This is a genomic window from Citrobacter freundii complex sp. 2024EL-00216 (assembly GCF_043945515.1).
GTDB classification, from domain to species: domain Bacteria; phylum Pseudomonadota; class Gammaproteobacteria; order Enterobacterales; family Enterobacteriaceae; genus Citrobacter; species Citrobacter portucalensis.
In genome coordinates this window covers 1-25617 of sequence record NZ_JBIMRA010000013.1, presented here as the reverse complement: position 1 = coordinate 25617, position 25617 = coordinate 1, and the positions used below count along the sequence as shown (strand labels likewise).

22 protein-coding genes and 1 pseudogene are annotated in these 25617 nt (G+C 51.1%); 14 read left to right on the top strand and 9 right to left on the bottom strand.

The features are described from left to right. Positions 1-4: 4 nt before the first annotated feature. The 6 genes from yihS (at position 5) to ompL (ending at position 7847) form a co-directional block, all read left to right on the top strand. Entirely contained in the window at positions 5-1246 is a 1242-nt protein-coding gene (gene yihS / locus ACHHZ7_RS17015; RefSeq protein ID WP_060683037.1) for a sulfoquinovose isomerase, read from the top strand. A gap of 18 nt (positions 1247-1264) precedes the next feature. Then, entirely contained in the window at positions 1265-2107 is an 843-nt protein-coding gene (locus ACHHZ7_RS17010; protein ID WP_060683036.1) for an aldose-1-epimerase, read from the top strand. A gap of 48 nt (positions 2108-2155) precedes the next feature. Continuing rightward, positions 2156-4192, top strand: a complete 2037-nt coding sequence (locus ACHHZ7_RS17005) for an alpha-glucosidase (protein WP_060683035.1) — start codon at positions 2156-2158, stop codon at positions 4190-4192. A gap of 45 nt (positions 4193-4237) precedes the next feature. Then, the gene (locus ACHHZ7_RS17000; RefSeq protein WP_048227542.1) at positions 4238-5620 is read left to right on the top strand and encodes an MFS transporter; all 1383 of its coding nucleotides are present in this window, start codon (positions 4238-4240) and stop codon (positions 5618-5620) included. A gap of 46 nt (positions 5621-5666) precedes the next feature. Next, positions 5667-7088: an MFS transporter gene (locus ACHHZ7_RS16995; RefSeq protein ID WP_060683034.1), complete on the top strand. Its 1422-nt coding sequence runs from the start codon at positions 5667-5669 to the stop codon at positions 7086-7088. A gap of 66 nt (positions 7089-7154) precedes the next feature. Beyond that, complete coding sequence (gene ompL, locus ACHHZ7_RS16990) at positions 7155-7847, top strand: porin OmpL (protein WP_060683033.1); 693 nt, start codon at positions 7155-7157, stop codon at positions 7845-7847. A gap of 69 nt (positions 7848-7916) precedes the next feature. On the opposite strand, the gene typA is transcribed toward ompL, so the two are convergent. Beyond that, positions 7917-9740: a ribosome-dependent GTPase TypA gene (typA, locus tag ACHHZ7_RS16985; RefSeq protein WP_008786988.1), complete on the bottom strand. Its 1824-nt coding sequence runs from the start codon at positions 9738-9740 to the stop codon at positions 7917-7919. A gap of 379 nt (positions 9741-10119) precedes the next feature. On the opposite strand from typA, the gene glnA reads away from it, so the two are divergent. The 4 genes from glnA to ACHHZ7_RS16965 all read left to right on the top strand — a co-directional run bounded on the left by glnA (position 10120) and on the right by ACHHZ7_RS16965 (position 14504). Next, positions 10120-11529: a glutamate--ammonia ligase gene (gene glnA, locus ACHHZ7_RS16980; RefSeq protein ID WP_060683032.1), complete on the top strand. Its 1410-nt coding sequence runs from the start codon at positions 10120-10122 to the stop codon at positions 11527-11529. 282 nt (positions 11530-11811) lie between these two features. Continuing rightward, positions 11812-12861: a nitrogen regulation protein NR(II) gene (gene glnL, locus ACHHZ7_RS16975; protein ID WP_008786986.1), complete on the top strand. Its 1050-nt coding sequence runs from the start codon at positions 11812-11814 to the stop codon at positions 12859-12861. A gap of 10 nt (positions 12862-12871) precedes the next feature. Continuing rightward, the gene (gene glnG, locus ACHHZ7_RS16970; RefSeq protein WP_003825317.1) at positions 12872-14281 is read left to right on the top strand and encodes a nitrogen regulation protein NR(I); all 1410 of its coding nucleotides are present in this window, start codon (positions 12872-12874) and stop codon (positions 14279-14281) included. A 112-nt stretch (positions 14282-14393) separates the two neighbouring features. After that, positions 14394-14504, top strand: a complete 111-nt coding sequence (locus tag ACHHZ7_RS16965; RefSeq protein WP_020996121.1) for a YshB family small membrane protein — start codon at positions 14394-14396, stop codon at positions 14502-14504. An 87-nt stretch (positions 14505-14591) separates the two neighbouring features. Here the strand turns inward: ACHHZ7_RS16965 and hemN are convergent, their stop codons facing one another. The 3 genes and pseudogenes from hemN to ACHHZ7_RS16950 all read right to left on the bottom strand — a co-directional run bounded on the left by hemN (position 14592) and on the right by ACHHZ7_RS16950 (position 17018). Next, positions 14592-15965 (bottom strand): oxygen-independent coproporphyrinogen III oxidase, encoded by a 1374-nt coding sequence (hemN, locus tag ACHHZ7_RS16960; protein ID WP_020996122.1) that lies wholly within the window; start codon positions 15963-15965, stop codon positions 14592-14594. A gap of 188 nt (positions 15966-16153) precedes the next feature. Then, on the bottom strand, positions 16154-16663 hold the full coding sequence (gene yihI / locus ACHHZ7_RS16955; protein ID WP_003028627.1) for a Der GTPase-activating protein YihI: 510 nt from the start codon (positions 16661-16663) through the stop codon (positions 16154-16156). 169 nt (positions 16664-16832) lie between these two features. After that, positions 16833-17018 (bottom strand): annotated as a pseudogene (locus tag ACHHZ7_RS16950) (hypothetical protein). A gap of 209 nt (positions 17019-17227) precedes the next feature. Between ACHHZ7_RS16950 and yihA the strand changes: the two are divergent. Beyond that, a complete protein-coding gene (yihA, locus tag ACHHZ7_RS16945) occupies positions 17228-17860 on the top strand; it encodes a ribosome biogenesis GTP-binding protein YihA/YsxC (RefSeq protein WP_071845249.1) in 633 nt (210 codons plus the stop codon). Between the two features lie 333 nt (positions 17861-18193). Here the strand turns inward: yihA and polA are convergent, their stop codons facing one another. Next, a complete protein-coding gene (gene polA / locus ACHHZ7_RS16940) occupies positions 18194-20980 on the bottom strand; it encodes a DNA polymerase I (protein WP_060683031.1) in 2787 nt (928 codons plus the stop codon). A gap of 215 nt (positions 20981-21195) precedes the next feature. Beyond that, entirely contained in the window at positions 21196-21531 is a 336-nt protein-coding gene (locus ACHHZ7_RS16935) for a hypothetical protein (protein WP_224759913.1), read from the bottom strand. On the opposite strand from ACHHZ7_RS16935, the gene ACHHZ7_RS16930 reads away from it, so the two are divergent. Further along, a complete protein-coding gene (locus tag ACHHZ7_RS16930) occupies positions 21416-22279 on the top strand; it encodes an acyltransferase (RefSeq protein WP_225624899.1) in 864 nt (287 codons plus the stop codon). The two genes, ACHHZ7_RS16935 and ACHHZ7_RS16930, sit on opposite strands and share 116 nt — an antisense overlap. Before the next feature lie 13 nt (positions 22280-22292). Here the strand turns inward: ACHHZ7_RS16930 and dsbA are convergent, their stop codons facing one another. The 3 genes from dsbA to ACHHZ7_RS16915 all read right to left on the bottom strand — a co-directional run bounded on the left by dsbA (position 22293) and on the right by ACHHZ7_RS16915 (position 24265). After that, positions 22293-22916 carry a thiol:disulfide interchange protein DsbA gene (gene dsbA, locus ACHHZ7_RS16925; protein ID WP_003028621.1) on the bottom strand — a complete coding sequence of 208 codons (624 nt, stop codon included), beginning with the start codon at positions 22914-22916 and terminating at the stop codon, positions 22293-22295. 16 nt (positions 22917-22932) lie between these two features. Beyond that, positions 22933-23919 (bottom strand): serine/threonine protein kinase, encoded by a 987-nt coding sequence (locus tag ACHHZ7_RS16920; protein WP_008786978.1) that lies wholly within the window; start codon positions 23917-23919, stop codon positions 22933-22935. A gap of 76 nt (positions 23920-23995) precedes the next feature. Next, positions 23996-24265 carry a YihD family protein gene (locus ACHHZ7_RS16915; protein WP_003028616.1) on the bottom strand — a complete coding sequence of 90 codons (270 nt, stop codon included), beginning with the start codon at positions 24263-24265 and terminating at the stop codon, positions 23996-23998. A gap of 69 nt (positions 24266-24334) precedes the next feature. Between ACHHZ7_RS16915 and mobA the strand changes: the two genes are divergently transcribed. Together mobA and mobB are read left to right on the top strand one after the other, a co-directional pair. After that, positions 24335-24919 carry a molybdenum cofactor guanylyltransferase MobA gene (mobA, locus tag ACHHZ7_RS16910; protein ID WP_048227536.1) on the top strand — a complete coding sequence of 195 codons (585 nt, stop codon included), beginning with the start codon at positions 24335-24337 and terminating at the stop codon, positions 24917-24919. Next, positions 24916-25419 (top strand): molybdopterin-guanine dinucleotide biosynthesis protein MobB, encoded by a 504-nt coding sequence (gene mobB / locus ACHHZ7_RS16905; RefSeq protein WP_060683030.1) that lies wholly within the window; start codon positions 24916-24918, stop codon positions 25417-25419. The genes mobA and mobB overlap by 4 nt, the downstream gene beginning before the upstream one ends. Positions 25420-25617 lie beyond the last annotated feature (198 nt).

Below are 25617 nucleotides of genomic sequence, written 5' to 3'. Positions count from 1 at the left end.
AAGAATGAAATGGTTCAACACCCTAAGCCACAACCGTTGGCTGGAACAAGAAACCGACCGCATCTTTAACTTTGGTAAGAATGCGGCGGTACCCACCGGATTTGGCTGGCTGGGAAACAGTGGTCAGGTCAGAGCAGATATGGGGACACATCTGTGGATCACCGCCCGCATGCTGCACGTCTACTCCGTTGCCGCGTCAATGGGTCGTCCTGGCGCATATCAGCTAGTCGATCACGGCATTAAAGCACTGAACGGTGCGTTACGCGACACTCGCTACGGCGGTTGGTACGCCTGCGTAAATGATGAAGGCGTTATGGACGCCTCCAAACAGGGCTATCAGCATTTCTTCGTTTTGCTTGGTGCGGCAAGTGCGGTCACCACCGGTCATCCGCAGGCCAGACAATTGTTGGATGACGCTATCGACGTGATTGAAAAGTACTTCTGGAGCGAAGAGGAGCAGATGTGCCTGGAATCCTGGGACGAAGCTTTTAGCCAGACGGAAGATTACCGCGGCGGTAACGCCAACATGCACGCGGTCGAGGCTTTCCTGATCGTGTATGACGTTACCCATGACCGTAAATGGCTCGATCGCGCACTGCGAATTGCTTCGGTGATTATTCACGACGTAGCCCGCAGCGGGGAGTATCGCGTTAACGAACACTTCGATTCACAGTGGAACCCAATCCGCGATTACAACAAGGATAACCTAGCTCACCGTTTCCGCGCCTACGGCGGCACGCCGGGACACTGGATCGAATGGGGCCGCCTGATGCTGCATCTGCATGCCGCGCTGGAAGCCCGTTTTGAAACGCCTCCCAAATGGCTGCTGGAAGATGCCAAAGGCTTGTTCCACGCCACCATCCGTGATGCCTGGGCACCGGACGGCGCAGATGGTTTTGTCTATTCGGTGGACTGGGATGGTAAACCCATCGTTCGCGAAAGAGTGCGTTGGCCGATAGTCGAAGCCATGGGTACCGCCTATGCCTTGTATACCCTCACCGGCGACAGCCAATACGAAGCCTGGTACCAGAAGTGGTGGGATTACTGCATCACATATCTGATGGACTACGAGACCGGTTCATGGTGGCAGGAGCTGGACACCGATAACAAGGTGACTACCAAAGTCTGGGACGGTAAGCAGGACATTTATCACCTACTGCACTGCCTGGTGATCCCGCGTCTACCGCTGGCTCCGGGCCTTGCTCCGGCAGTGGCTGCCGGTCTGCTGGATATCAACGCTAAATAAGTAACAAGGTGAGCAGCCATGCATAACGGTGGAAAAACCATTCATCTTCAAGCCGGAAACTTCCAGGCGAAAATCGTCACGGTTGGTGCTGGACTAGCAGAATTGACGCACCTTGGGCGTCACATTGTGATTCCACATAAGCCGGAAGAGATGCCGCTGGCACATTTAGGAAAAGTGCTGGTTCCCTGGCCAAACCGCGTTGCAGATGGCTGCTATCAACATAACGGCAAGACCTTCCAACTTGCCGTTAACGACCCTGTTTCACATACCGCCATCCATGGATTGCTGGCCTGGCGGGACTGGCAGATTAATCAACTGTCGAACACGGAAGTGTCGTTGACGATTTTTCTTCCGCCCTCTTATGGCTATCCCTTTGCGCTGGTTTCAGAGGTGATTTACCGACTGGAGGCCGACAGCGGATTGCACGTCATTATTCGGACACAGAATGTGGGTGACGAAATTGCACCCTATGGCGCGGGAGCACATCCCTACTTGACCTGCAATCTGCACCCTATCGATGACTGTGAATTAACACTCCCAGCGAGTGAAGAAACATGCGATGAACGGGATTTCACAACGCAGCGACGCATTGCGCAGACCACTATCGATCATACGTTCAGGACCATGCCACCTGACGCTGAGTGGGAAGTCAGGATAACCAGTCCATCGCAAAACATGTCCACTTTTTTACGCAGCCACCAGCCCTGGCTACAGGTGTACACCGGCGAAAAATTAGCACGGCGTGGCCTGGCGGTTGAACCGATGACCTGCCCGCCAGACGCCTTTAACTCCGGAATTAGCCTGATTCATCTCGCGCCCGGAGAAACACATCAAATGCATTTTTTAATCGGCAGTGAATAACAGATTTCCGACAAATTACCGAATTACCCTATTTTTACGGAGACGATAATGAATTCGCTACAACAACGGTCAACCGCCTTAGAACTCACATCATTACCTGATGGATTTGCTTTAACGTACCACCAGCGCCTGATTTTACGTCACAGCACAGAAACCCCCTGTCTGTGGATCGGCACTGGCGTTGCCGACATTGACATGTTTCGCGGCAACTTCAGCATCAAAGACAAGCTCAATGAGAAGATTGCTCTGACCGACGCCACGGTTAGCGAGTCACCTGATGGCTGGCTGGTACATTTCAGCCGCGGTAATACCATCAACGCCACGCTACACATCTCTACCGATGATCAGGGTCGTTTGAAGCTCGACCTCCATAACGAGGAACTCAGCCATAACCGTATCTGGCTGCGTCTGGCGGCCAACCCAGACGATCATATTTACGGCTGCGGCGAACAGTTCTCTTATTTCGACTTACGCGGTAAACCGTTCCCGCTGTGGACCAGCGAACAGGGCGTGGGCCGCAACAAAAACAGCTATGTCACCTGGCAGGCCGACTGCAAAGAAAATGCCGGCGGTGACTATTACTGGACCTTCTTTCCGCAGCCAACCTTCGTCAGCACACAGAAGTACTACTGCCACGTTGATAACAGTTGCTATATGAATTTCGATTTCAGCGCGCCGGAGTATCACGAACTCGCTCTGTGGGAAGACAAAACCACTCTGCGTATTGAGTGCGCCGAAACCTATATCTCTCTGCTGGAAAAACTGACTGCGCTGTTAGGACGCCAACCGGAGCTGCCGGACTGGATCTACGATGGCGTCACGCTCGGTATTCAGGGCGGTACTGAAATTTGCCAGAACAAACTGGACACCATGCGTAACGCAGGCGTGAAAGTAAACGGCATCTGGGCGCAGGATTGGTCCGGGATCCGCATGACCTCCTTTGGCAAGCGCGTGATGTGGAACTGGAAGTGGAACAGCGACAACTATCCGCAGCTGGATAACCGTATTAAGCAGTGGAAAGAAGAAGGTGTACAGTTCCTCTCCTATATCAACCCGTACGTCGCCAGCGACAAAGATCTCTGTGCCGAAGCGGCTGAACGCGGTTATCTGGCGAAAGATGCCTCAGGCGCTGACTATCTGGTTGAGTTCGGCGAGTTTTACGGCGGTGTGGTCGATCTGACCAACCCCGAAGCCTACGACTGGTTCAAAGAAGTCATCAAAAAGAACATGATTGAGCTGGGCTGCGGCGGTTGGATGGCCGACTTTGGCGAATACCTGCCAACCGATACGTATCTGCACAACGGCGTCAGCGCTGAAATTATGCATAACGCCTGGCCCGCACTGTGGGCGAAATGCAACTATGAAGCGTTACAGGAGACCGGCAAACTCGGCGAAATCCTGTTCTTTATGCGTGCGGGCTACACCGGCAGCCAGAAGTACTCCACCATGATGTGGGCAGGCGATCAGAACGTTGACTGGAGCCTCGACGACGGTCTGGCTTCCGTCGTTCCTGCGGCGCTGTCGCTGGCGATGACCGGTCACGGTCTGCACCACAGCGATATCGGCGGCTACACCACCCTGTTTGACATGAAACGCAGCAAAGAACTGCTACTGCGCTGGTGTGACTTCAGCGCCTTCACGCCGATGATGCGCACCCACGAAGGTAACCGCCCTGGCGATAACTGGCAGTTTGATGGTGATGCTGAAACCATCGCCCACTTTGCCCGTATGACCACCGTCTTTACCACCCTGAAACCGTATCTAAAACAGGCTGTCGCGCAAAACAGCGCTACCGGTCTGCCGGTGATGCGCCCGCTGTTCCTGCATTACGAAGACGATGCTCGGACCTATACCCTGAAATATCAGTATCTGCTGGGACAAGATTTGCTGGTCGCGCCGGTTCACGAACAGGGCCAGCAAAACTGGACGCTGTATCTGCCAGAGGATAGCTGGGTAAACGTCTGGACTGGGGAAACTTACCAGGGCGGTGAAATTACCGTAGATACGCCTATTGGCAAACCTCCGGTGTTTTATCGCGCGAAGAGTGAATGGGCGTCACTGTTTGCCACTTTACGCAACATCTAACACGGCTCGCCCGCGGGGCAACTCGCGGGCAAATGGAGAATAATAATGAGTCAGAATTCCTCTAATCCGGCAACCCTACGCTTGCCGTTCAAAGAAAAACTCGCCTATGGGATGGGTGATTTAGGCTCCAATATCCTGTTGGACATTGGTACGCTCTATTTACTCAAGTTTTATACCGATGTCCTTGGTTTACCAGGTACTTATGGCGGCATCATTTTCCTTATCGCCAAATTTTTTACCGCGTTTACCGATATGGGCACCGGGATTATGCTCGATTCCCGCCGCAAAATCGGCCCGAAAGGGAAATTCCGTCCGTTCGTTCTTTACGCCGCATTTCCAGTTACCTTGCTGGCGATTGCCAACTTTGTCGGTACACCGTTTGAAGTAACCGGTAAAACGGTGATGGCAACGGTGCTGTTTATGCTGTACGGACTGTTCTTCAGCATGATGAACTGCTCCTATGGTGCAATGGTTCCCGCGATTACGAAAAATCCGGACGAGCGCGCTTCACTGGCAGCCTGGCGACAAGGGGGCGCAACCCTTGGTTTGTTGCTATGTACAGTCGGCTTTGTACCGGTAATGAACTTGATCGAAGGCAATTCACAGCTGGGTTATATCTTCGCCGCCACGTTGTTCTCGCTGTTTGGCCTGCTGTTTATGTGGCTGTGCTATGCCGGGGTAAAAGAACGCTACGTGGAAGTGAAACCCGTGGATGCCGCGCAAAAACCGGGATTATTGCAATCCTTCCGCGCCATCGCCGGTAACCGCCCTCTGTTTATTCTGTGCGTTGCCAACCTTTGTACGCTTGGCGCATTTAACGTTAAGCTGGCAATTCAGGTCTATTACACCCAGTACGTACTGAATGACCCAATCCTCCTTTCCTGGATGGGCTTTTTCAGCATGGGCTGTATCTTCATCGGCGTCTTCTTGATGCCAGGAATGGTTAGGCGTTTCGGCAAGAAAAAAGTCTACATTGGCGGTTTGCTAATTTGGGTTGCAGGGGATTTGCTTAACTACTTCTTTGGTGGCGGTTCCGTCAGCTTTGTCGCCTTCTCCTGCCTGGCGTTCTTCGGCTCAGCATTCGTTAACAGCCTGAACTGGGCGCTGGTCTCCGATACGGTGGAATATGGCGAATGGCGAACCGGCGTACGCTCTGAAGGCACGGTATACACCGGTTTCACCTTCTTTCGTAAAGTGTCACAAGCGCTGGCAGGATTCTTCCCCGGCTGGATGCTGACGCAAATCGGCTACGTTCCCAACGTGGTGCAATCAGCAAGTACGGTCGAAGGTTTGCGTCAGTTGATCTTTATTTATCCCTGCGCTTTAGCGGTGATCACCATTGTGGCTATGGGCTGTTTCTACAACCTTAACGAGAAGATGTATGTCCGCATCGTTGAAGAGATAGAAGCGCGTAAACAACCCGTTTGATAATAATAATGAATAGCGCTCTACGGGGCGCTATTGAGGAGCGATTATGTCTTTTCATGATCCGCTAACGCTAAAACTGAGCCTGCGTGAAAAATTCGCCTACGGAGTGGGTGACTTCGGCTCAAATTTGATGCTGTGTATCGGCACACTGTATCTGCTTAAATTTTATACCGATGAACTAGGGATGCCGGCGTATTACGGTGGGATTATCTTTCTGGTGGCGAAGTTCTTCACCGCCTTCACTGATATGTTGACCGGTGTATTGCTGGACTCAAGACGTAATATTGGCGCAAAAGGTAAATTCAGACCTTTTATTTTGTATGCGTCATTTCCTGTCGCAGTTGTTGCCAGCGCGCAGTTTTTGGCGACAGATTTTACGCTAACGGTAAAAACTGGGCTGGCGACGGTATTGTTTATGCTATTCGGTCTGTTCTATAGCCTGATGAACTGCTCCTACGGCGCGATGGTGCCTGCGATCACTAAAAACCCGCATGAACGCGCTCAGCTCGCCGCCTGGCGTCAGGGCGGCGCTACCGTTGGTCTGTTACTGTGCACCGTTGGCTTTATGCCGATTCAAGCGCTATTTGTCAGTTCATCCTCACTGGGTTATCTGATCGCCGCACTGATCTTTTCAGTCTGCGGGCTGTTCAGCATGTGGTGGTGTTTCAGCGGAGTGAAGGAACGCTACATTGAAATTGTGCCGGACCACCATAAGCCCAGCATTCTCAAATCGTTCTGTGCCATTTTCCGTAACCCTCCCCTGCTGGTGCTGTGTGTCGCCAACTTATGCACGCTGGCGGCATTCAACATCAAGCTGGCAATCCAGGTGTACTACACCCAGTACGTGCTCAATGATATTCATCTGCTGTCGTGGATGGGGTTCTTCAGCATGGGATGCATTCTGGTTGGGGTACTGCTGGTTCCCGCTGCGGTGAAACGCTTCGGTAAAAAGCAGGTTTACCTCGGCGGTCTGGCATTATGGGCTATCGGCGATGTACTGAACTTTTTCTGGGGCAACACATCATTTTTGTTCGTGACATTCTCCTGTATGGCCTTCTTCGGAACCGCTTTTGTTAACAGCCTGAACTGGGCGCTGGTTCCGGATACGGTCGATTATGGCGAATGGAAAACAGGGATCCGCGCGGAAGGTTCGGTGTATACGGGTTATACCTTTTCGCGCAAAATTTCCGCTGCGCTCGCTGGTTTCCTGCCGGGCATAATGCTGACGCAAATCGGTTATATCCCCAACATAACTCAAAGCGATGCAACTTTGCTCGGCCTGCGTCAGCTTATTTTCCTTTGGCCTTGTGGATTGGCCATTATCGCTGCATTCACGATGGGTTTATTTTATAAGCTCAACGAAACTCGCTTTGCTTTTATTATTGAGGAAATCAGCCAACGGAAGAAAAACAATGCTCTATCGGATCCTGTTACCACTAAAAATAATACCTCTGCTGTAAACGTATAAAAATAATAGCCGCCTATTCCATCTTAATGGATGGCGGCCTCCCTACGCTTAAAAAATGAATTTATTATGAAAAAGTTAACAACAATAATTCTCTTATCTTCGGTTGCTTCTACCTCTGTTTTTGCGGGTGCCTATGTCGAGAACCGCGAGGCATATAATCTGGCGTCAGATCAGATAGAAGTGATGATGCGCGTTGGCTATAACTCCGATATGGGCGCGGGTATCATGCTCACCAACACCTACACAATGCAACGCAAGGATGAGTTAAAACACGGCTATAATGAAATAGAGGGCTGGTATCCGTTATTTAAACCGACAGATAAATTAACTATCCAGCCAGGTGGGTTGATAAATGATAAGAGTACGGGTTCCGGTGGTGCGGCTTATCTGGATGTTAACTATAAATTTACCCCGTGGTTTAATCTTACCGTGCGTAACCGTTATAACCATAATAACTATAGTTCAACCGATCTAAACGGTGATCAGGATAATAACGATACTTATGAAATAGGTAATTACTGGAACTTTACCATCACCGATAAGTTTTCCTATACCTTTGAGCCGCACTATTTTATTCGAGTGAATGACTTCAATAGCAGTAACGGAAAAGATCATCACTGGGAGATTACGAATACCTTCAAGTATCGTATCAATGAACACTGGTTACCCTACCTGGAACTACGCTGGTTAGATCGCAATGTAGAACCTTATCACCGCGAACAAAATCAAATTCGTGTCGGGGCTAAGTATTTCTTCTAATCTTTCCGAAATAAAAAAAGCCGCTGATAACCAGCGGCTTTTTTGTGCTTACCTGAAAAAGAGTGTTAATTACTCTTCTTTCGCGCCACGCATTGCACGGCGACGATCGTTTTCAGTCAGGTGACGCTTACGGATACGGATAGAGGTTGGTGTTACTTCTACCAGTTCGTCGTCATCGATGAATTCCAGAGCCTGCTCCAGAGTCATCTTAACCGGCGGAACCAGAACCGTTGCTTCGTCAGTACCAGACGCACGCATGTTGGTCAGTTTCTTACCGGTCAGGCAGTTTACAGTCAGGTCGTTAGAACGGCTGTGAATACCGATGATCTGGCCTTCGTAAACTTCAGCACCGTGACCCAGGAACAGCTTACCGCGGTCCTGCAGGCTGAACAGTGCGAACGCAACTGCTTTACCCTGGCCGTTGGAGATCAGTACGCCGTTCTGACGCTGACCAACATCACCCGCACGAACATCGTCGTAGTGGCTGAAGGTGGAGTACAGCAGACCGGTACCGGAAGTCATGGTCATGAATTCTGAACGGAAGCCGATCAGACCACGGCTTGGGATCACGTAGTCAAGACGTACGCGGCCTTTGCCATCTGGATTCATGTTTTTCAGGTCGCCTTTACGCTCACCCAGAGCCTGCATCACAGAACCCTGGTGCTGCTCTTCAACGTCCAGCGTTACGTTTTCGAACGGCTCTTGTTTACGGCCATCGATTTCGCGGAAGATTACTTTCGGACGGGAAACCGCCATTTCGAAACCTTCACGACGCATGTTTTCGATCAGAACAGACAGGTGCAGCTCACCACGACCGGATACACGGAACGCATCCGCATCTTCGGTTTCTTCAACGCGCAGCGCAACGTTGTGCACCAGCTCTTTGTTCAGGCGGTCAAGGATCTGACGAGAGGTAACATATTTACCTTCTTTACCGCAGAATGGAGAGGTGTTTACGCAGAAGAACATGGTAACGGTCGGTTCATCAACGGACAGAGCTGGCAGCGCTTCAACATTCTGCGGATCGCAGATGGTGTCGGAGATGTTCAGTTCGCCCAGACCGGTGATCGCGATGATATCGCCTGCTTCGGCAATATCACTCTCGATACGTTCCAGACCCAGATGAGTCAGAACTTTACCGACTTTACCGTTACGGGTTTTGCCTTCGCTATCAATGATAGTGATCTGCTGGTTCGGTTTAACTTTACCGCGTTTGATGCGGCCGATACCGATTACGCCAACGTAGTTGTTGTAGTCCAGCTGAGAGATTTGCATCTGCAGCGGGCCATCAAGATCTACGCTCGGAGCCGGTACACGATCAACGATAGTCTGATACAGCGGAGTCATGTCTTCAGCCATGTCTTCGTGATCCAGACCCGCGATACCGTTCAGCGCAGAAGCGTAAACGATCGGGAAGTCCAGTTGCTCGTCGGTAGCGTCGAGGTTAACGAACAGGTCAAATACCTGATCAACAACCCAGTCAGGACGCGCGCCAGGACGGTCAACTTTGTTGATAACAACAATTGGCTTCAGGCCATGGGCAAAGGCTTTTTTGGTCACGAAGCGCGTCTGCGGCATCGGACCGTCCATTGCATCCACCACCAGCAGCACAGAGTCGACCATGGACATTACACGTTCAACTTCACCACCGAAGTCGGCGTGCCCCGGGGTATCAACGATGTTGATACGGTAGTCATTCCATTTGATAGCGGTGTTTTTAGCGAGGATGGTAATCCCACGCTCTTTCTCCAAATCGTTGGAGTCCATCACGCGCTCTTGGGTTTCAGCACGTGCATCGAACGTACCGGATTGTTGGAGCAGCTTGTCTACCAGGGTCGTTTTACCATGGTCTACGTGCGCGATGATGGCGATGTTACGCAAATTTTCGATCACAACTTTGCCTCAGGCATTTTAGAAATAGCGCGTTATTGTACACGGATTAATCGCAGTACAAAACAGGATCACAAACATCCTCCGCAAACAAGTATTGCAGAGTTTCTTTGTGATCACATTCACGGAGCGTTAAAAGGGGTAATCTGACATGCTTTGCACCAATATGGTGCTTAATGTTCACATTAAAGCACTATAATGGTGCAATACAACCTTCATGGTGCAGCCCCTTTGCACGATGGTGCGCATGATAACGCCTTTTAGGGGCAATTTAAAAGTTGGCACAGATTTCGCTTTATATTTTTTATGGCGACACGGCCAATTTTTGCAGAATTGAAGACTTCGTTACCACGACGACAATGACCAATCCGGGAGAGTAAGTATGTCCGCTGAACACGTTTTGACGATGCTGAACGAACACGAAGTGAAGTTTGTTGATTTACGCTTCACTGATACCAAAGGTAAAGAACAGCACGTCACTATTCCTGCTCATCAGGTAAATGCCGAATTCTTTGAAGAAGGCAAAATGTTTGACGGCTCCTCAATCGGTGGCTGGAAAGGCATTAACGAATCAGACATGGTTCTGATGCCAGATGCGTCTACTGCTCTCATCGACCCGTTCTTTGAAGAGTCTACCCTGATCATCCGTTGCGATATCCTGGAACCAGGTACGCTGCAGGGCTACGACCGTGACCCGCGCTCCATTGCTAAACGTGCTGAAGAGTATCTGCGTTCTACCGGCATCGCAGACACCGTTCTGTTCGGGCCAGAGCCAGAATTCTTCCTGTTTGACGACATCCGTTTCGGCGCAACTATTTCCGGTTCCCACGTGGCTATCGATGACATCGAAGGCGCATGGAACTCCTCCACCAAATACGAAGGTGGTAACAAAGGTCACCGTCCAGGCGTGAAAGGCGGTTACTTCCCGGTTCCTCCGGTAGATTCTTCTCAGGATATCCGTTCTACCATGTGTCTGATCATGGAAGAAATGGGCCTGGTTGTTGAAGCGCATCACCACGAAGTGGCGACTGCCGGTCAGAACGAAATCGCGACCCGCTTTAACACCATGACCAAAAAAGCGGACGAAATTCAGATCTACAAATATGTCGTTCACAACATCGCTCACCGTTTCGGTAAAACCGCAACCTTTATGCCAAAACCAATGTTTGGCGATAACGGTTCCGGCATGCACTGCCACATGTCCCTGTCCAAGAACGGCGTAAACCTGTTCTCCGGTGACAAATATGCGGGTCTGTCTGAGCAGGCGCTGTACTACATCGGTGGCGTAATCAAGCACGCTAAAGCGATCAACGCCCTGGCTAACCCGACCACCAACTCCTACAAGCGTCTGGTCCCGGGTTACGAAGCACCGGTAATGCTGGCTTACTCTGCCCGTAACCGTTCTGCGTCTATCCGTATCCCGGTGGTTGCTTCTCCGAAAGCGCGTCGTATCGAAGTGCGTTTCCCGGACCCGGCTGCTAACCCATACCTGTGCTTCGCAGCGCTGCTGATGGCTGGTCTTGACGGTATTAAGAACAAGATCCACCCGGGCGAAGCAATGGATAAAAACCTGTACGACCTGCCGCCGGAAGAAGCGAAAGAGATCCCACAGGTTGCTGGTTCTCTGGAAGAAGCACTGAAAGAACTGGATCTGGACCGCGAGTTCCTGACCGCAGGCGGCGTGTTCACCAATGAAGCGATCGATGCGTACATTGCGCTGCGTCGCGAAGAAGATGACCGCGTGCGCATGACTCCGCACCCGGTAGAGTTTGAGCTGTACTACAGCGTTTAATCGTTTGAGTTGCCGTGGAACTTTTAGCCTGCTCAGGCAGGCTTGAGATCGATGGTGAATGATAGGACGCCTGATGGCGCAAACTTATCAGGCCTGGAGGGTAACATTACCTTGTAGGCCGGATAAGGCAAAGCCGCCATCCGGCATCTATGTTTGCCAGTCATCTGTAGCCCATCTCTGGATGGGCTTTTTTCTCCACTAACAACCTGCTTTTTCGCGCTTTTTTGATGTAAAAAGCTATAATGCACTAAATTGGTGCAACACTTTTCAGGAGACTGCTGAATGGCAACCGGCACGCTGCCCGATGCTGGGCAGATCCTAAATTCTTTAATCAACAGCATTTTACTCGTCGACGATGAGCTGGCTGTACATTACGCCAACCCGGCGGCACAGCAGTTGCTCGCCCAAAGCTCCCGCAAACTGTTTGGTACACCGCTTCCCGATCTGTTGAGTTATTTCTCCTTAAACATCGGACTGATGCGAGAGAGCCTGGAAGCAGGCCAGGGCTTTACGGATAACGAAGTGACGCTGGTGATAGACAGCCACTCACATATCCTCTCTGTGACCGCTCAGAGGCTGCCTGATGGCCTTATCTTGCTGGAGATGGCCCCTATGGATAACCAGCGCCGTCTGAGTCAGGAACAGCTCCAGCACGCCCAGCAGATTGCCGCCCGTGATCTGGTGCGTGGTCTGGCACATGAAATTAAAAACCCGCTGGGCGGATTACGCGGTGCGGCGCAACTTCTCAGTAAAGCGCTTCCGGACCCGGCGCTGACCGAATATACCAAAGTCATTATTGAACAGGCGGACCGCCTGCGTAATCTGGTCGACCGTCTGCTGGGGCCACAACAGCCCGGCATGCACATCACGGAAAGTATTCACAAAGTGGCGGAACGCGTGGTGGCGCTGGTCTCGATGGAGCTGCCGGAAAACGTCACGCTAATCCGGGATTACGACCCAAGCCTGCCCGAATTACTGCACGACCCGGACCAGATCGAGCAGGTATTGCTGAACATCGTACGCAATGCTTTGCAGGCGCTGGGACCGGAAGGCGGCGAGATCATTCTGCGCACCCGCACCGCGTTTCAGCTCACGCTACACGGCATGCGTTACCGTCTGGCGGCACGAATTGATGTCGAGGATAACGGTCCAGGTATTCCCTCGCATTTGCAGGATACGCTGTTCTACCCAATGGTTAGCGGTCGCGAAGGCGGTACCGGCCTTGGATTATCTATCGCCCGTAATTTGATTGATCAACATTCCGGCAAAATTGAATTTACCAGTTGGCCGGGTCATACCGAGTTCTCGGTTTACCTGCCTATCAGGAAATAAGGTGACGTTTATGCAACGAGGAATAGTCTGGGTCGTTGATGACGATAGTTCCATCCGTTGGGTGCTTGAACGTGCGCTCGCAGGGGCAGGGCTAAGCTGTACCACATTTGAAAGTGGTAAAGAGGTACTGGACGCGCTGGCCAGCAAAACGCCGGACGTGCTGTTGTCGGATATCCGCATGCCGGGTATGGACGGCCTGACGCTGTTAAAACAGATTAAACAGCGGCATCCGATGCTTCCGGTCATCATAATGACCGCGCACTCCGATCTGGATGCTGCCGTCAGCGCCTATCAGCAAGGAGCGTTTGATTATCTGCCCAAACCTTTTGATATTGATGAAGCGGTGGCGCTGGTCGAGCGCGCCATCAGTCATTATCAGGAACAGCAGCAGCCGCGCAATGTTCAGATTAACGGCCCCACAACCGACATCATCGGCGAAGCGCCAGCAATGCAGGACGTCTTTCGCATTATTGGTCGCCTGTCCCGGTCTTCAATCAGCGTATTGATTAATGGGGAGTCAGGAACCGGTAAAGAGCTGGTCGCCCATGCGTTGCACCGTCATAGCCCGCGCGTCAAAGCGCCGTTTATCGCGCTGAACATGGCGGCAATCCCGAAAGATTTGATCGAATCTGAGCTGTTTGGCCACGAGAAAGGCGCGTTTACCGGGGCGAATACCATTCGTCAGGGGCGCTTTGAACAGGCAGACGGCGGTACGCTGTTCCTCGATGAAATTGGCGATATGCCGCTGGACGTGCAAACGCGTTTATTGCGCGTATTAGCCGATGGACAGTTTTACCGCGTGGGTGGTTACGCACCGGTGAAAGTGGATGTGCGCATTATCGCCGCCACGCACCAAAACCTTGAACTGCGCGTACAGGAAGGCAAATTCCGTGAGGACTTATTCCATCGCCTGAACGTCATCCGGGTACATCTGCCGCCACTGCGCGAACGTCGGGAAGATATCCCCCGCCTGGCGCGTCATTTCCTGCAGGAGGCCGCCCGCGAACTGGGGGTGGAAGCCAAACAATTACACCCGGAAACCGAGGCTGCGCTCACCCGTCTGGCCTGGCCAGGTAACGTGCGTCAGCTTGAGAACACCTGCCGCTGGTTAACCGTAATGGCCGCCGGGCAGGAAGTCCTGATTCAGGACTTACCAACCGAGCTGTTTGAAACCTCTGTGCCAGACGCACCGTCCCATATGCAGCCGGATAGTTGGGCAACGCTATTGGCACAGTGGGCGGATCGGGCATTACGCTCCGGTCATCAAAACTTGCTTTCTGAGGCCCAACCAGAGATGGAGCGCACGCTGTTGACTACCGCGCTACGTCATACCCAGGGGCATAAACAGGAAGCGGCACGCTTGCTCGGTTGGGGTCGTAATACCTTGACGCGTAAGCTAAAAGAACTCGGAATGGAGTGACATATCGTCACTGTGTAAAGATTAATAATTGAGCGCAAATAGCTGCTATTTTGCGCTTTACTGTTCCGATGAGTTAAGTATGATCGTGCCCGACTAACGGGGGGAAGTCATCATGCTGGAATCAATCATTAATCTGCTGTCGAGCGGTGCGGTCGAAAGCCATACGCCACAAACTGCGGTCGCCGCAGTATTGTGCGCAGCGCTGGTTGGACTGTTCAGCTAGCGGGTTCGCCGGGTGGCGCTTCGCTTACCCGACCTACATATTGAGATTTTCGTAGGCACGATAAGCGAAGCGCCACCCGGAAAAGCGTTAAATCACCCGCGAGAATTGCTGCATCCGTGCTTTCTGGCGCAGATACGCATCGAAGCACATGCAAATATTACGGATCAGCAGACGGCCCTTCGGCGTGACCTGAATCCCCTTCTCATCGACATCCACCAGCCCATCCTTCGCCAGCGGTGCCAGCAGTTTCAGGTCTTCGGCAAAATAGTCAGCGAAGTTCAGATCCCATTGCTGTTCCACAGTGGCATAGTCGAGGCGGAAGTTGCAGATCAGGAGCTTAATAACATCTCGACGAATGCAGTCGTCACGGGTCAGTGCAATTCCGCGCCACAGCGCGTCCCCCTGCTCGTCTACCTGCTGATAATAGCGCTTCAGCTCTTTCTGGTTCTGCGCGTAGTTGTCACCAATCATACTGATGGCTGACACGCCCATTCCCAGCAGATCGGTATCACCCTGGGTGGTATAACCCTGGAAATTACGATGCAGCACACCCTTGCGTTGAGCAATGGCCAGTTCGTCATCCGGACGGGCAAAGTGATCCATGCCAATGAACTGATAGCCAGTTTCGGTCAGTGAAGAGATGGTTTCCTGCAGGATATCCAGCTTCTGCTGCGCGCTGGGCAGGTCGGCATCTTTAATTTTGCGCTGAGCGGCAAACAGCGTCGGCAGGTGCGCGTAGTTAAAGACACTCAGTCGATCTGGATTCAGCTCAGCAACGCGTTTCAGGGTGAAGGCGAAACTTTCCGGCGTCTGTTTTGGCAAACCATAAATCAGATCGATATTCGTCGAAGTAAAGCCAATCTCACGCGCATGATTCAGCAGCGCAAAGATGAATTCCTCATCCTGCTCACGGTTCACCAGGCGCTGAACTTCTTTATTGAAGTCCTGCACCCCCATGCTCAGGCGGTTAAAACCTTCAGCGCGTAAATGATCGAGCACATCCAGCTCAATTTCTCGCGGATCCACTTCGATCGAGATTTCAGCGTCGTCGTTAAAGTTAAAGTTGCCACGCAGCAGCGACATCAAACGACTGATTTGCGCTTTATTCAGGTACGTTGGCGTGCCGCCGCCCCAGTGCAGCTGACTGACATGGCGTCCGGCGAACAGCGGTGCGCGATGAATAATTTCTTGTTCTAAGACATCGAGGTATTGATCGGCTTTATGCTGCTGGCGAGTCACGACCTTGTTACAGCCGCAGAAGTAGCACAGCTTGTGGCAGAACGGGATGTGAACGTACAGCGAGAGAGGACGCTCAGGATAACGCGCCACGGCCTTTAGAAATGCTTCAGTGCCGTAGTCTTCAGAAAACTCCAGCGCGGTCGGGTACGAGGTATATCGTGGCCCGGAATAGTTATATTTCTGGATCAGGGCCAGGTCCCAGTCTATTAACTGCTCTGACATGCTCACTCCTTCCGATGGCGTCTCTGGCGGGTACGGCGTACCGACTTAACCCCAGTACGGGTGATAAGTCGGTTGCGCAGCCACTTCTGTCGCCGCGACAACCGCTGTAGTTTAACGAATAACCACACCAGATAACATATAACCGGAAGGGTTATAAGCAGGACGGGAAGACCCACGGTGTGAAACCGTTAGTTGCCGCCTTTCAGCAGGCGCATCATGTCTTCCTGCTTTTCTTCTTCTTCCTCTTCTTCCTCGTCATCGTAAGAAAGACCCAGCTTTTGCATCAGCTCATCGATGCGATCCAGCTTGGCATCAACCCAGGACTGATCTTCCGCGCTCAGGGTTTCTCCTGCTTCAAGACGCTCCAGCAGCGCATCCAGGCGCTCATCCGTTTCCAGTAAATCCAACTCAGCCTGTGGTGAAAGCATAGGTTTCTCACTCTTCGGTTTGTGCTGTTTGGTGACTTTTTCGGTCACGCCCAATGGAATGGGGGTTTTGCTGCCAATACGAGGATCTTTTTGCTTATTTTGGTTTCCGCCACCAGATGCGCCTTCGCTACCGGACGCACGGCTACCTGCCGCATGACCACGGTGTTTTTTCTGGCGCTTACGGTCGCGAGCTTCCTGGTTAATTTCTTCGCGTGTTTTACGACGCGCTTTTGCAGGACCTTTACCGCGTGGTGTAGAAGTTGGTTTCATCATGATTCGTCTTTGGCTGTTTTTATTCAGTATATAATTGCGCCGGAATCTAGCAGAAATAAAGAAAAAAGGCGACAGAGTAATCTGTCGCCTTTTTTCCTGACTCTCAACCCTTACGGGCTCTACAATCCCTGTTGGCTATCAACACACCCTGTTTTTCCCTTAGCCTCTAACATTCCGTGTTGTTTCCATTTCCTTTTACTAACGTCTCCGGACGTTTGTCTTCCTGACAATCCTGTGTCTTCGCCTCCTGGCGCTCCTGACCCTCATCCTGAGTCGTCTATCCTTTCAGCTTCCTCGCTATGGACGCTACTTTACCGTTTTGGTTTAAACGTACAAGTAACCTGGGTAACAATTTCTGATTTTAAGAATAGCGCCCAAATGTAACCATATGATTTATTTTAGTTCTGTCATTTTTTACTCTGTCATCTCGTATAGAAACTGTCGGCAATGTCTCACAAAGCGCGAGGTTTTTACTTACACAGCTCACTCGTCGAAAAACCAGCCTTTTGCTGGGGTTCAGGTATAATCGCTGCAAAGCCCTGATTGATGGAGAGGACTGCTTTGACTAACTTGAATTATCAACAGACGCACTTTGTGATGAGTGCGCCTGATATTCGCCACTTACCTTCCGATACCGGTATCGAAGTGGCTTTTGCTGGCCGTTCCAACGCAGGCAAATCCAGTGCGCTAAATACCCTGACGAATCAAAAAGGTCTGGCGCGTACATCTAAAACGCCGGGTCGTACTCAGCTCATCAACCTGTTTGAAGTCGTTGACGGCAAACGCCTGGTCGATTTGCCAGGATACGGTTATGCCGAAGTTCCAGAAGAAATGAAGCGTAAATGGCAACGCGCGCTGGCTGAATATCTGGAAAAGCGTCAGAGCCTGCAAGGTCTGGTGGTACTGATGGATATTCGTCACCCGTTAAAAGATCTCGATCAACAGATGATCCTGTGGGCAGTTGAGAGCAACGTTCAGGTTCTGGTACTGCTGACTAAAGCAGATAAGCTGGCCAGCGGCGCACGCAAAGCGCAGCTGAATATGGTACGTGAAGCCGTACTGGCATTTAACGGTGATGTGCAGGTAGAAGCATTTTCATCGCTGAAAAAACTGGGTGTGGACAAACTGCGGCAAAAACTGGATAGCTGGTTTAGTGAACTGGCACCAGTTGAAGAGGTGCAGGAAGAGGAATAACCCACCGATATGCCGGATGACGCCGCTGCGCGTCTTATCCGGCCTACAGCATGTGCAAAACTTTTCTTTCGCACAATAAAAAACGCCCCAGTCATTACTGACTGGGGCGGCTAAAATATTCAGCCAAATCCGATTACGTGAAGTAAAAGGTCTGAAAGATAGAACATCTTACCTCTGTACCCTACGAGAATAACTTTACTCTTTTTTGAGCAGCTCAGAAAGCACTTTTTGTAATTTTTTTTCATTCCTTACATAGGGAATTCTAATGGACATCACAAAAAGCTCTCTCTTATGTTGCTTAGTTACGAAAAAGGAGCGTTATTAAGTAAACCCTTAGTGCGCCTGATCCCAGTTTTCACCACTCCCGACTTCCACCAGCAACGGCACGTCAATCTGAGTCTCGTTTTCCATCAGTTGGTGGATCTTTTTGGAGACGCTTTCCAGATCATCTTTGTGCACTTCAAACACCAGTTCATCGTGTACCTGCATGATCATGCGCACGCGCGGTTGCTCGGTTAGCAGCCATCCATCCACGGCAATCATGGCTCGTTTGATAATGTCTGCGGCAGTTCCCTGCATCGGGGCGTTAATAGCCGCACGTTCAGCACCAGCGCGACGAGCACCATTACTGGATTTAATATCCGGTAAATAGAGACGGCGACCTTCCAGCGTTTCTACATAGCCTTGCTCTTTCGCCTGCGCGCGGGTGCGTTCCATGTATTCCAACACACCAGGGTAGCGTTCGAAGTAGAGATCCATGTACTTCTGTGCTTCTTTGCGCAGAATATTCAACTGGCGCGCCAAACCAAAGGCGCTCATCCCGTAGATCAAACCGAAGTTAATGGCTTTAGCACTGCGGCGTTGCTCGCTGGTCACAGAATCAAGCGGTAAACCAAAGACTTCTGCCGCCGTTGCGCGGTGAATGTCTTTCCCTTCGGCAAACGCGGTAAGCAGACCTTTATCACGTGAAAGGTGCGCCATGATACGCAGTTCAATCTGTGAGTAGTCCGCAGAGACAATCAGGTAGTCTTCTGGCGCAATGAACGCCTGACGAATACGACGACCTTCATCATTACGTACCGGGATGTTTTGCAGGTTTGGATCCGTTGAAGACAAGCGCCCGGTGGCAGTTACCGCCTGATGGTATGAGGTGTGCACGCGCCCGGTTTTCTTGTTAATCATCAACGGAAGCTTATCCGTATAGGTCGACTTCAGTTTTGCTAAACCACGATATTCCAGGATCACTTTCGGCAATGGGTAATCCAGCGCGAGCTCTTCCAGTACCTCTTCCGACGTTGATGGCGCGCCGCCAGGGGTTTTCTTCAACGGCTTAATACCCTGCTTTTCAAACAGGATAGTTTGCAGTTGCTTAGTGGAAGAGAGGTTAAACGCTTCTCCGGCGATCTCGTGCGCTTTTTGCTCCAGCTCATTCAAACGCAGCGTCAGCTCTTCTGAATGCTTGTGCAGAACAGCCGGATCGATTTTCACACCGTTGCGCTCAACGCGAGACAAAACCGGCACCAGCGGCATATCGATATTTTCAAAGACGTTCAACGGCCCTTTATGCTGCTGCAATTCTGGCCACATTTTCAGATGCAGCTGTAGCGTAACGTCGGCGTCTTCCGCAGCGTAACGGCCAGCCTCTTCCAGTGCTATCTGGTTAAAGGTCAGCTGGTTTTTGCCTTTTCCGGCGATCTCTTCAAAGGTGATGGTTTTATGTTTCAGCCAGCGGTCCGACAGGCTGTCCATATCGTGTCGTCCAGCGACGCTGTTAAGAATGTAGGATTCGAGCATGGTGTCAAAGGTGATGCCGCGCAGCTCGATGCCATAGTTCGCCAGGATGCCGCGATCGTACTTCAGGTTTTGCCCGACTTTGTGCGCGTTCTCATCTTCCAGCAGCGGCTTTAGCAGCTCCAGCGCACGGTCGCGCGCGATCTGGTCAGGGGCATCCAGGTAATCGTGGGCAACAGGAACATACGCCGCCACACCCGGTTCAATGGCAAAAGACAGGCCAACCAGATTCGCGGAAATGTTGTCCAGGCTGTCAGTTTCAGTATCGAAGGCAAAGACAGGTGCTTTTTTCAGCTTAGCGATCCACTCTTCCAGCGTCGTTTCGTCCAGAATCGTCACATAGTTTTCATACGAAAGAACCGTGGCCGGCTCCTCAGGCGTTTCATCGACGACAATAGTTTCTTGCGGTTTTGCCGCCGGTTTCGTCCCTTTCGCCTGTAGCCATTTACCCGCTTCAACGTCGGTAACCCAACGTTTAAATTCATACTGTTTAAACAGGCCAAGCAGTTCTTCTGCAGCGGGCTGACGCACTTCCAGCTGCTCACAGGTCAATTCCAGCTCAACATCGGTTTTGATGGTAGCCAATTGATAAGAGAGGTACGCCACCTCTTTGTTCTGCTCAAGTTTGCCCGCCATGGTTTTCGCACCACGGAAGGTCAGCCCCGCTATTTTGTCTGATTCGGCATAGAGGGTATCCAGCCCACCCAGCCCCTGCAGCAGTGCCTGAGCGGTTTTTTCGCCTACGCCTGGAACGCCAGGAATGTTATCTGAGGAATCCCCCATCAGCGCCAGGAAATCGATGATCAGTTCCGGCGGGACGCCGTACTTATTTACCACTTCATCCGGGCCGAGGATCGTATTGGTCATGGTGTTGATAAGGGTGATATTCGGCGTCACCAACTGAGCCATATCTTTATCACCGGTGCTAATCAGCACCGGGCGACCGATCTTCTCTGCTTCCCGCGCCAGCGTACCGATAACATCGTCCGCCTCCACGCCAGAAACAGCCAACAGTGGCAGCCCCATCGCCTTTACCATCGCATGCAGAGGTTCAATCTGCGCACGCAGATCGTCCGGCATCGGTGGGCGGTGAGACTTATAATGTTCGAATAATTCATCACGGAAGGTTTTACCCTTGGCGTCGAATACCACCGCTGCATGGGTTGGTTGATATTGTAGAATCAAGCTACGCAGCATGTTGAGGACACCGTACATCGCGCCCGTAGGTTCTCCTGCGCTGTTAGTCAGCGGTGGGAACGCGTGGTATGCGCGATACAGGTAAGATGAGCCATCTACAAGGATAAGTGGGTTTTCTGGGATCTGAACCATAATGTCCGTGCCTGTTTATCAGATTATGGATAAAGGATGCCACAGACAGGATAAAAACATGAGTTTTTCGCCGCATTTGTCGAAAAACTTTTGCAGTTCTTCTGCTTTGCTCGCAAACACGGCTGTGGATAACTTTGTGAGTAAATAATTTTCAGTTCTTTAAATATAGCAAGGCAATTAGTGCTTCATTGTATTTATATATATTTTTCATAAACTTAATTTAGCGCGCAGCATTTTATTCCATTTTTACAGCTTATATCCTGATGTGGATAGATATTCTCTTTTTTTCTATTCAGGGAAGATCCATCATTTGGTTCGTTTTCTGATAAAATCAGCCCCTTGCGCCTCTTTCGCGCACTGTCTATGGCTAACCTTTTGAATAATTTAATTATGACGAGAATACTCGCTGCGATAACGCTGTTGCTGAGTATCGTATTGACCATATTGGTCACAATTTTTTGTTCTGTGCCGATCATCCTTGCCGGGGTTGTGAAACTCCTTTTGCCCATTCCTGTCGTCTGGCGCAAGGTTTCTGTCTTCTGTAATTTCATGATGTACTGCTGGTGTGAAGGTCTGGCGCTACTGCTGCACCTTAATCCACGGCTGAAGTGGGATGTTGAAGGACTGGAAGGTCTTAGCAAGAAAAACTGGTATCTGCTCATTTGTAATCATTACAGCTGGGCCGATATCGTTGTGCTTTGCGTTCTGTTACGTAAGCACATCCCGATGAATAAATATTTCCTCAAGCAGCAGTTGGCCTGGGTGCCCTTTATTGGCCTGGCTTGCTGGGCGCTGGATATGCCGTTTATGAAACGCTATTCACGTGGCTATCTGCTTCGCCATCCGGAACGCCGTGGTAAAGATGTCGAAACGACGCGTCGTTCCTGCGAGAAATTTCGTGCGCACCCGACAACCATTGTGAATTTTGTCGAAGGTTCGCGGTTTACTCATGAGAAGCGTGAGCAAACCCGTTCTCCTTATCAAAACCTGCTCCCACCCAAGGCGGCCGGTATTGCGATGGCATTAAATGTGCTGGGGTCACAGTTCGATAAAATGCTGGATGTCACGTTGTGCTATCCGGAAAACAGTAGCCGACCGTTCTACGATATGCTGAGCGGTAAGCTAACGAGGATTGTCGTGCGGGTGAATCTGGAGCCAATCCATGAAGAGTTACACGGTGATTACGTGAACGATAAGGCATTCAAGCGCCGCTTTCAGCTGTGGTTGAATACGCTGTGGAGTGAGAAAGACGCGCAGCTCGACGCGATTAAAGCTGCAAATAAAAAAGCCGGTCAGTGACCGGCTTTTGCTTTTACTTCTGACCGACCAGGTATTTCACGGTATCCGCATACTGTTGTACAAAGATATCCATACTGCTGGTATCCATGCCCTGCGGGTTGACCTGATATTTGCCATTCACGAACATCGCCGGAACGCCCTGCAGCTGTAAATCAGCCGCTGCTTTTTCCTGCTGTGCAACGAGAGATTTCACTACGAAGCTGTTCCATGCCGCATCATAGTCTTCGCCTTTAATACCCGCATCGACAAACACTTTACGGATATCAGCAACAGACTGAACGGTCTGGGTTTTCTGAACCCCTTCAAACAGCGGAACAGTGACCTGATCTTCAACGCCCAGCGCCATTGCAACCGCCCATGCCTGCGTCAGATCTTTGCCCAAAGGCCCGAGAAACTCGACGTGGTATTTGGTCATCTTGGTGCCTTCCGGCAGTTTTTTCTTCACGTTATCAGACACATGAAGCACTTCTTCAAACTGGTAGCAGTGCGGGCAGTAGAAGGAGAAGAACTCCAACACTTGCGGTTCACCCGCAACAGGCTTCTCCAGGGTGATGTATTGTTTACCATCCTGGAACTGCGCTGCAGATGCGCTAAAAGCTAAGACCATACCAGCCAGCGCCAGCCATATTTTTTTCATGTTCAAGTTTCTCCGATTAATACATTGGCGTTAATTGTAAGGGGGGCTCTTGCAGAATTTTTGCCTGCTCAATAAAGGTCGCGGTCTGACGATGCCAGTAATCTTCCCCGGTTAACCACGGGAAGTTTTTTGGGAACGCAGGGTCAGCCCAACGTCGAATCAGCCAGGCAAGATAATAAACTAAACGCATAGCGCGTAAAGGTTCTATCAGTCCGATTTCAGAGATGTCGAACTCACTAAACTCTTCATAAGCCTCGATAATGGTTTCTAGCTGCATGCGTTGTTCAGCTTTATCACCATTGAGGAGCATCCATAAATCCTGAATAGCCGGACCATTGCGGGCATCATCTAAATCGACAAACATCGGGCCATCGCGCCACAAAATATTACCGGCATGACAATCACCGTGCAGGCGTAACGTAGTAAAACGCGTATGCCAGCGTTCGGTAACCACCGCGATAAGCGCATCCGTTGCCTTCAGGAAAGCCGCTTTTTGCCCTGATGGGATAAGCTGTGCGTGTTCAAAAACTTTACGCGGCTCAGTCAGGTATTCTTCAAGGCCAATCGTCGGTCGGAAGGCAAAAGTACACTTGGATCCGGTCTGGTGCATACGCCCGAGATAGCGCCCGACCGCCTCCATCTGATCGATGTTGTCGGCCTCAAACTGGCGCCCACCGACGCTGGGGAAGATCGCATAATGAAAACCCTGATGGCTTAACAGCGTTTGGCCGTTCAGTACCAACGGCGCAGCTACCGGGACTTCATCGCTTACCAGTTCCAGAGCAAACTGGTGCTCTTCCTGGATCTGATCGACAGACCAACGTTCAGGGCGATAAAACTTAACGACAAAGCGTCGACGGTCTTCGTCCTGGAATTGATAGACACGGTTTTCATAGCTGTTAAGCGGGGTAAGCCCGGAATCCACCCGGATCCCCTGCTCAAACAGTGCATCCATGATGGTATCCGGGTGTAGCGTCTGGAAATTAAAAGCGTTGTCGTTCATCCCATCATCCGGAAAATACTACGAATGATTCAGGATATCATTTCGCAGCGCTTTCGGTGGCGGCGATTACAAGCTTTTACTCTTTAATTACGCCACGAGCGCGGAGTAGTGCGGTTTTAAAATCTTCTTCATAATCTTTCTGAATACCAGGGATGACAGCATCCTTCGCTGAGTCTCGCATTTTCAGGTGATAGATCAGAATGTCATCAGTTAAATCCGCCAGTTCGCCGTCAAAACCTGACTCTTGCGCCAGTTTCTGCAAAAATTGCATCAGGTTAAGATCGGGTTCCTTCTGCCAGGCAGGCTGGAGGAGTTCAATAACTTCATTCAGACGTTTACATTTCATGGTTGTGCTCCTTAGGCTCAATACAGATACGTTAGCAGGGTCAATCCCACATTAAAAGAGGCGATATCAGTGATTCTGGATAGTGCAATAACAGGGGTTGTGCTGGCTGGCGGTAAGGCCAGACGGATGGGTGGGACCGATAAAGGTCTGCTTGAACTGGACGGTAAACCTCTTTGGCGGCATGTGGCCGACATTCTCGCTTTGCAGGTCGAAACCGTGGTGGTTAATGCCAATCGCCACCGGGATATATACCAGCAAAGCGGCCTGAAAGTTATTCCCGATTCCTTGGCCGATTTCCCTGGCCCACTGGCCGGGATGCTATCGGTATTCCTGCAGCAAACGGGGGAGTGGTTTCTGTTTTGCCCGTGCGATATGCCCTATATTCCTCACAATCTGGTCGCTCGTTTAAAAGAGCAGCGCAAAGCTGCTCCCGTTGTCTGGGTGCATGATGGGGAAAGAGATCACCCAACCATTGCGTTGATGCACCGCTCGATGCAGCCTTTGCTGCAGGATTATCTTCAGTCCGGTGAACGACGTGTCATGGTCTTTATGCGTCTGGCTGGCGGCCATGCTGTCGATTTCAGCGATCATAAAGATGCGTTCGTAAACGTGAACACCCCCGAAGAGCTCGCAAAATGGCAGGATAAATCATGATCCCATTTCTCGCCATTGCGGCATGGAGCGGCACGGGAAAAACCACGCTGCTCAAAAAGTTGATCCCGGAGCTACGTGCCAGAGGTATACGTCCCGGATTGATTAAACATACTCATCACAATATGGATGTCGACAAGCCCGGTAAAGATAGCTATGAACTGCGCAAAGCCGGTGCAGCACAAACGCTGGTCGCCAGCCAGCAACGTTGGGCATTAATGGTAGAAACACCGGAAGAGCCCGAACTGGATTTAGCGTATCTGGTAAGCCGGATGGATGCAGCAACGTTGGACCTGGTGCTGGTTGAAGGGTTTAAGCATGAACCTGTCGCTAAGATCGTGCTTTTTCGCGACGGTTGCGGGCATAGTCCTGAAGAATTGGCGATAGACGAATATGTTATCGCGGTTGCCAGTGATGTTCCGCTGGCGGTGGATGTTCCATTGTTAGATATTAACGACATACAGCAAATTGCTGATTTTGTTACGCAATGGATAAGATGGTAACCGTGGTGTTGTGATGTGCCTGATGCGCTGCGCTTATCAGGCCTACAAAATACATTCAGCCCGGCCCCTGTAGGCCGGATAAGGCGGCACGCCGCATCCGGCGGTTTTCATCCCGCACAGACGCAAAAAAGCCCATCCGTCAGGATGGGCTTCTTCACTAAATTAATGCCTGGCAGTTTATGGCGGGCGTCCTGCCCG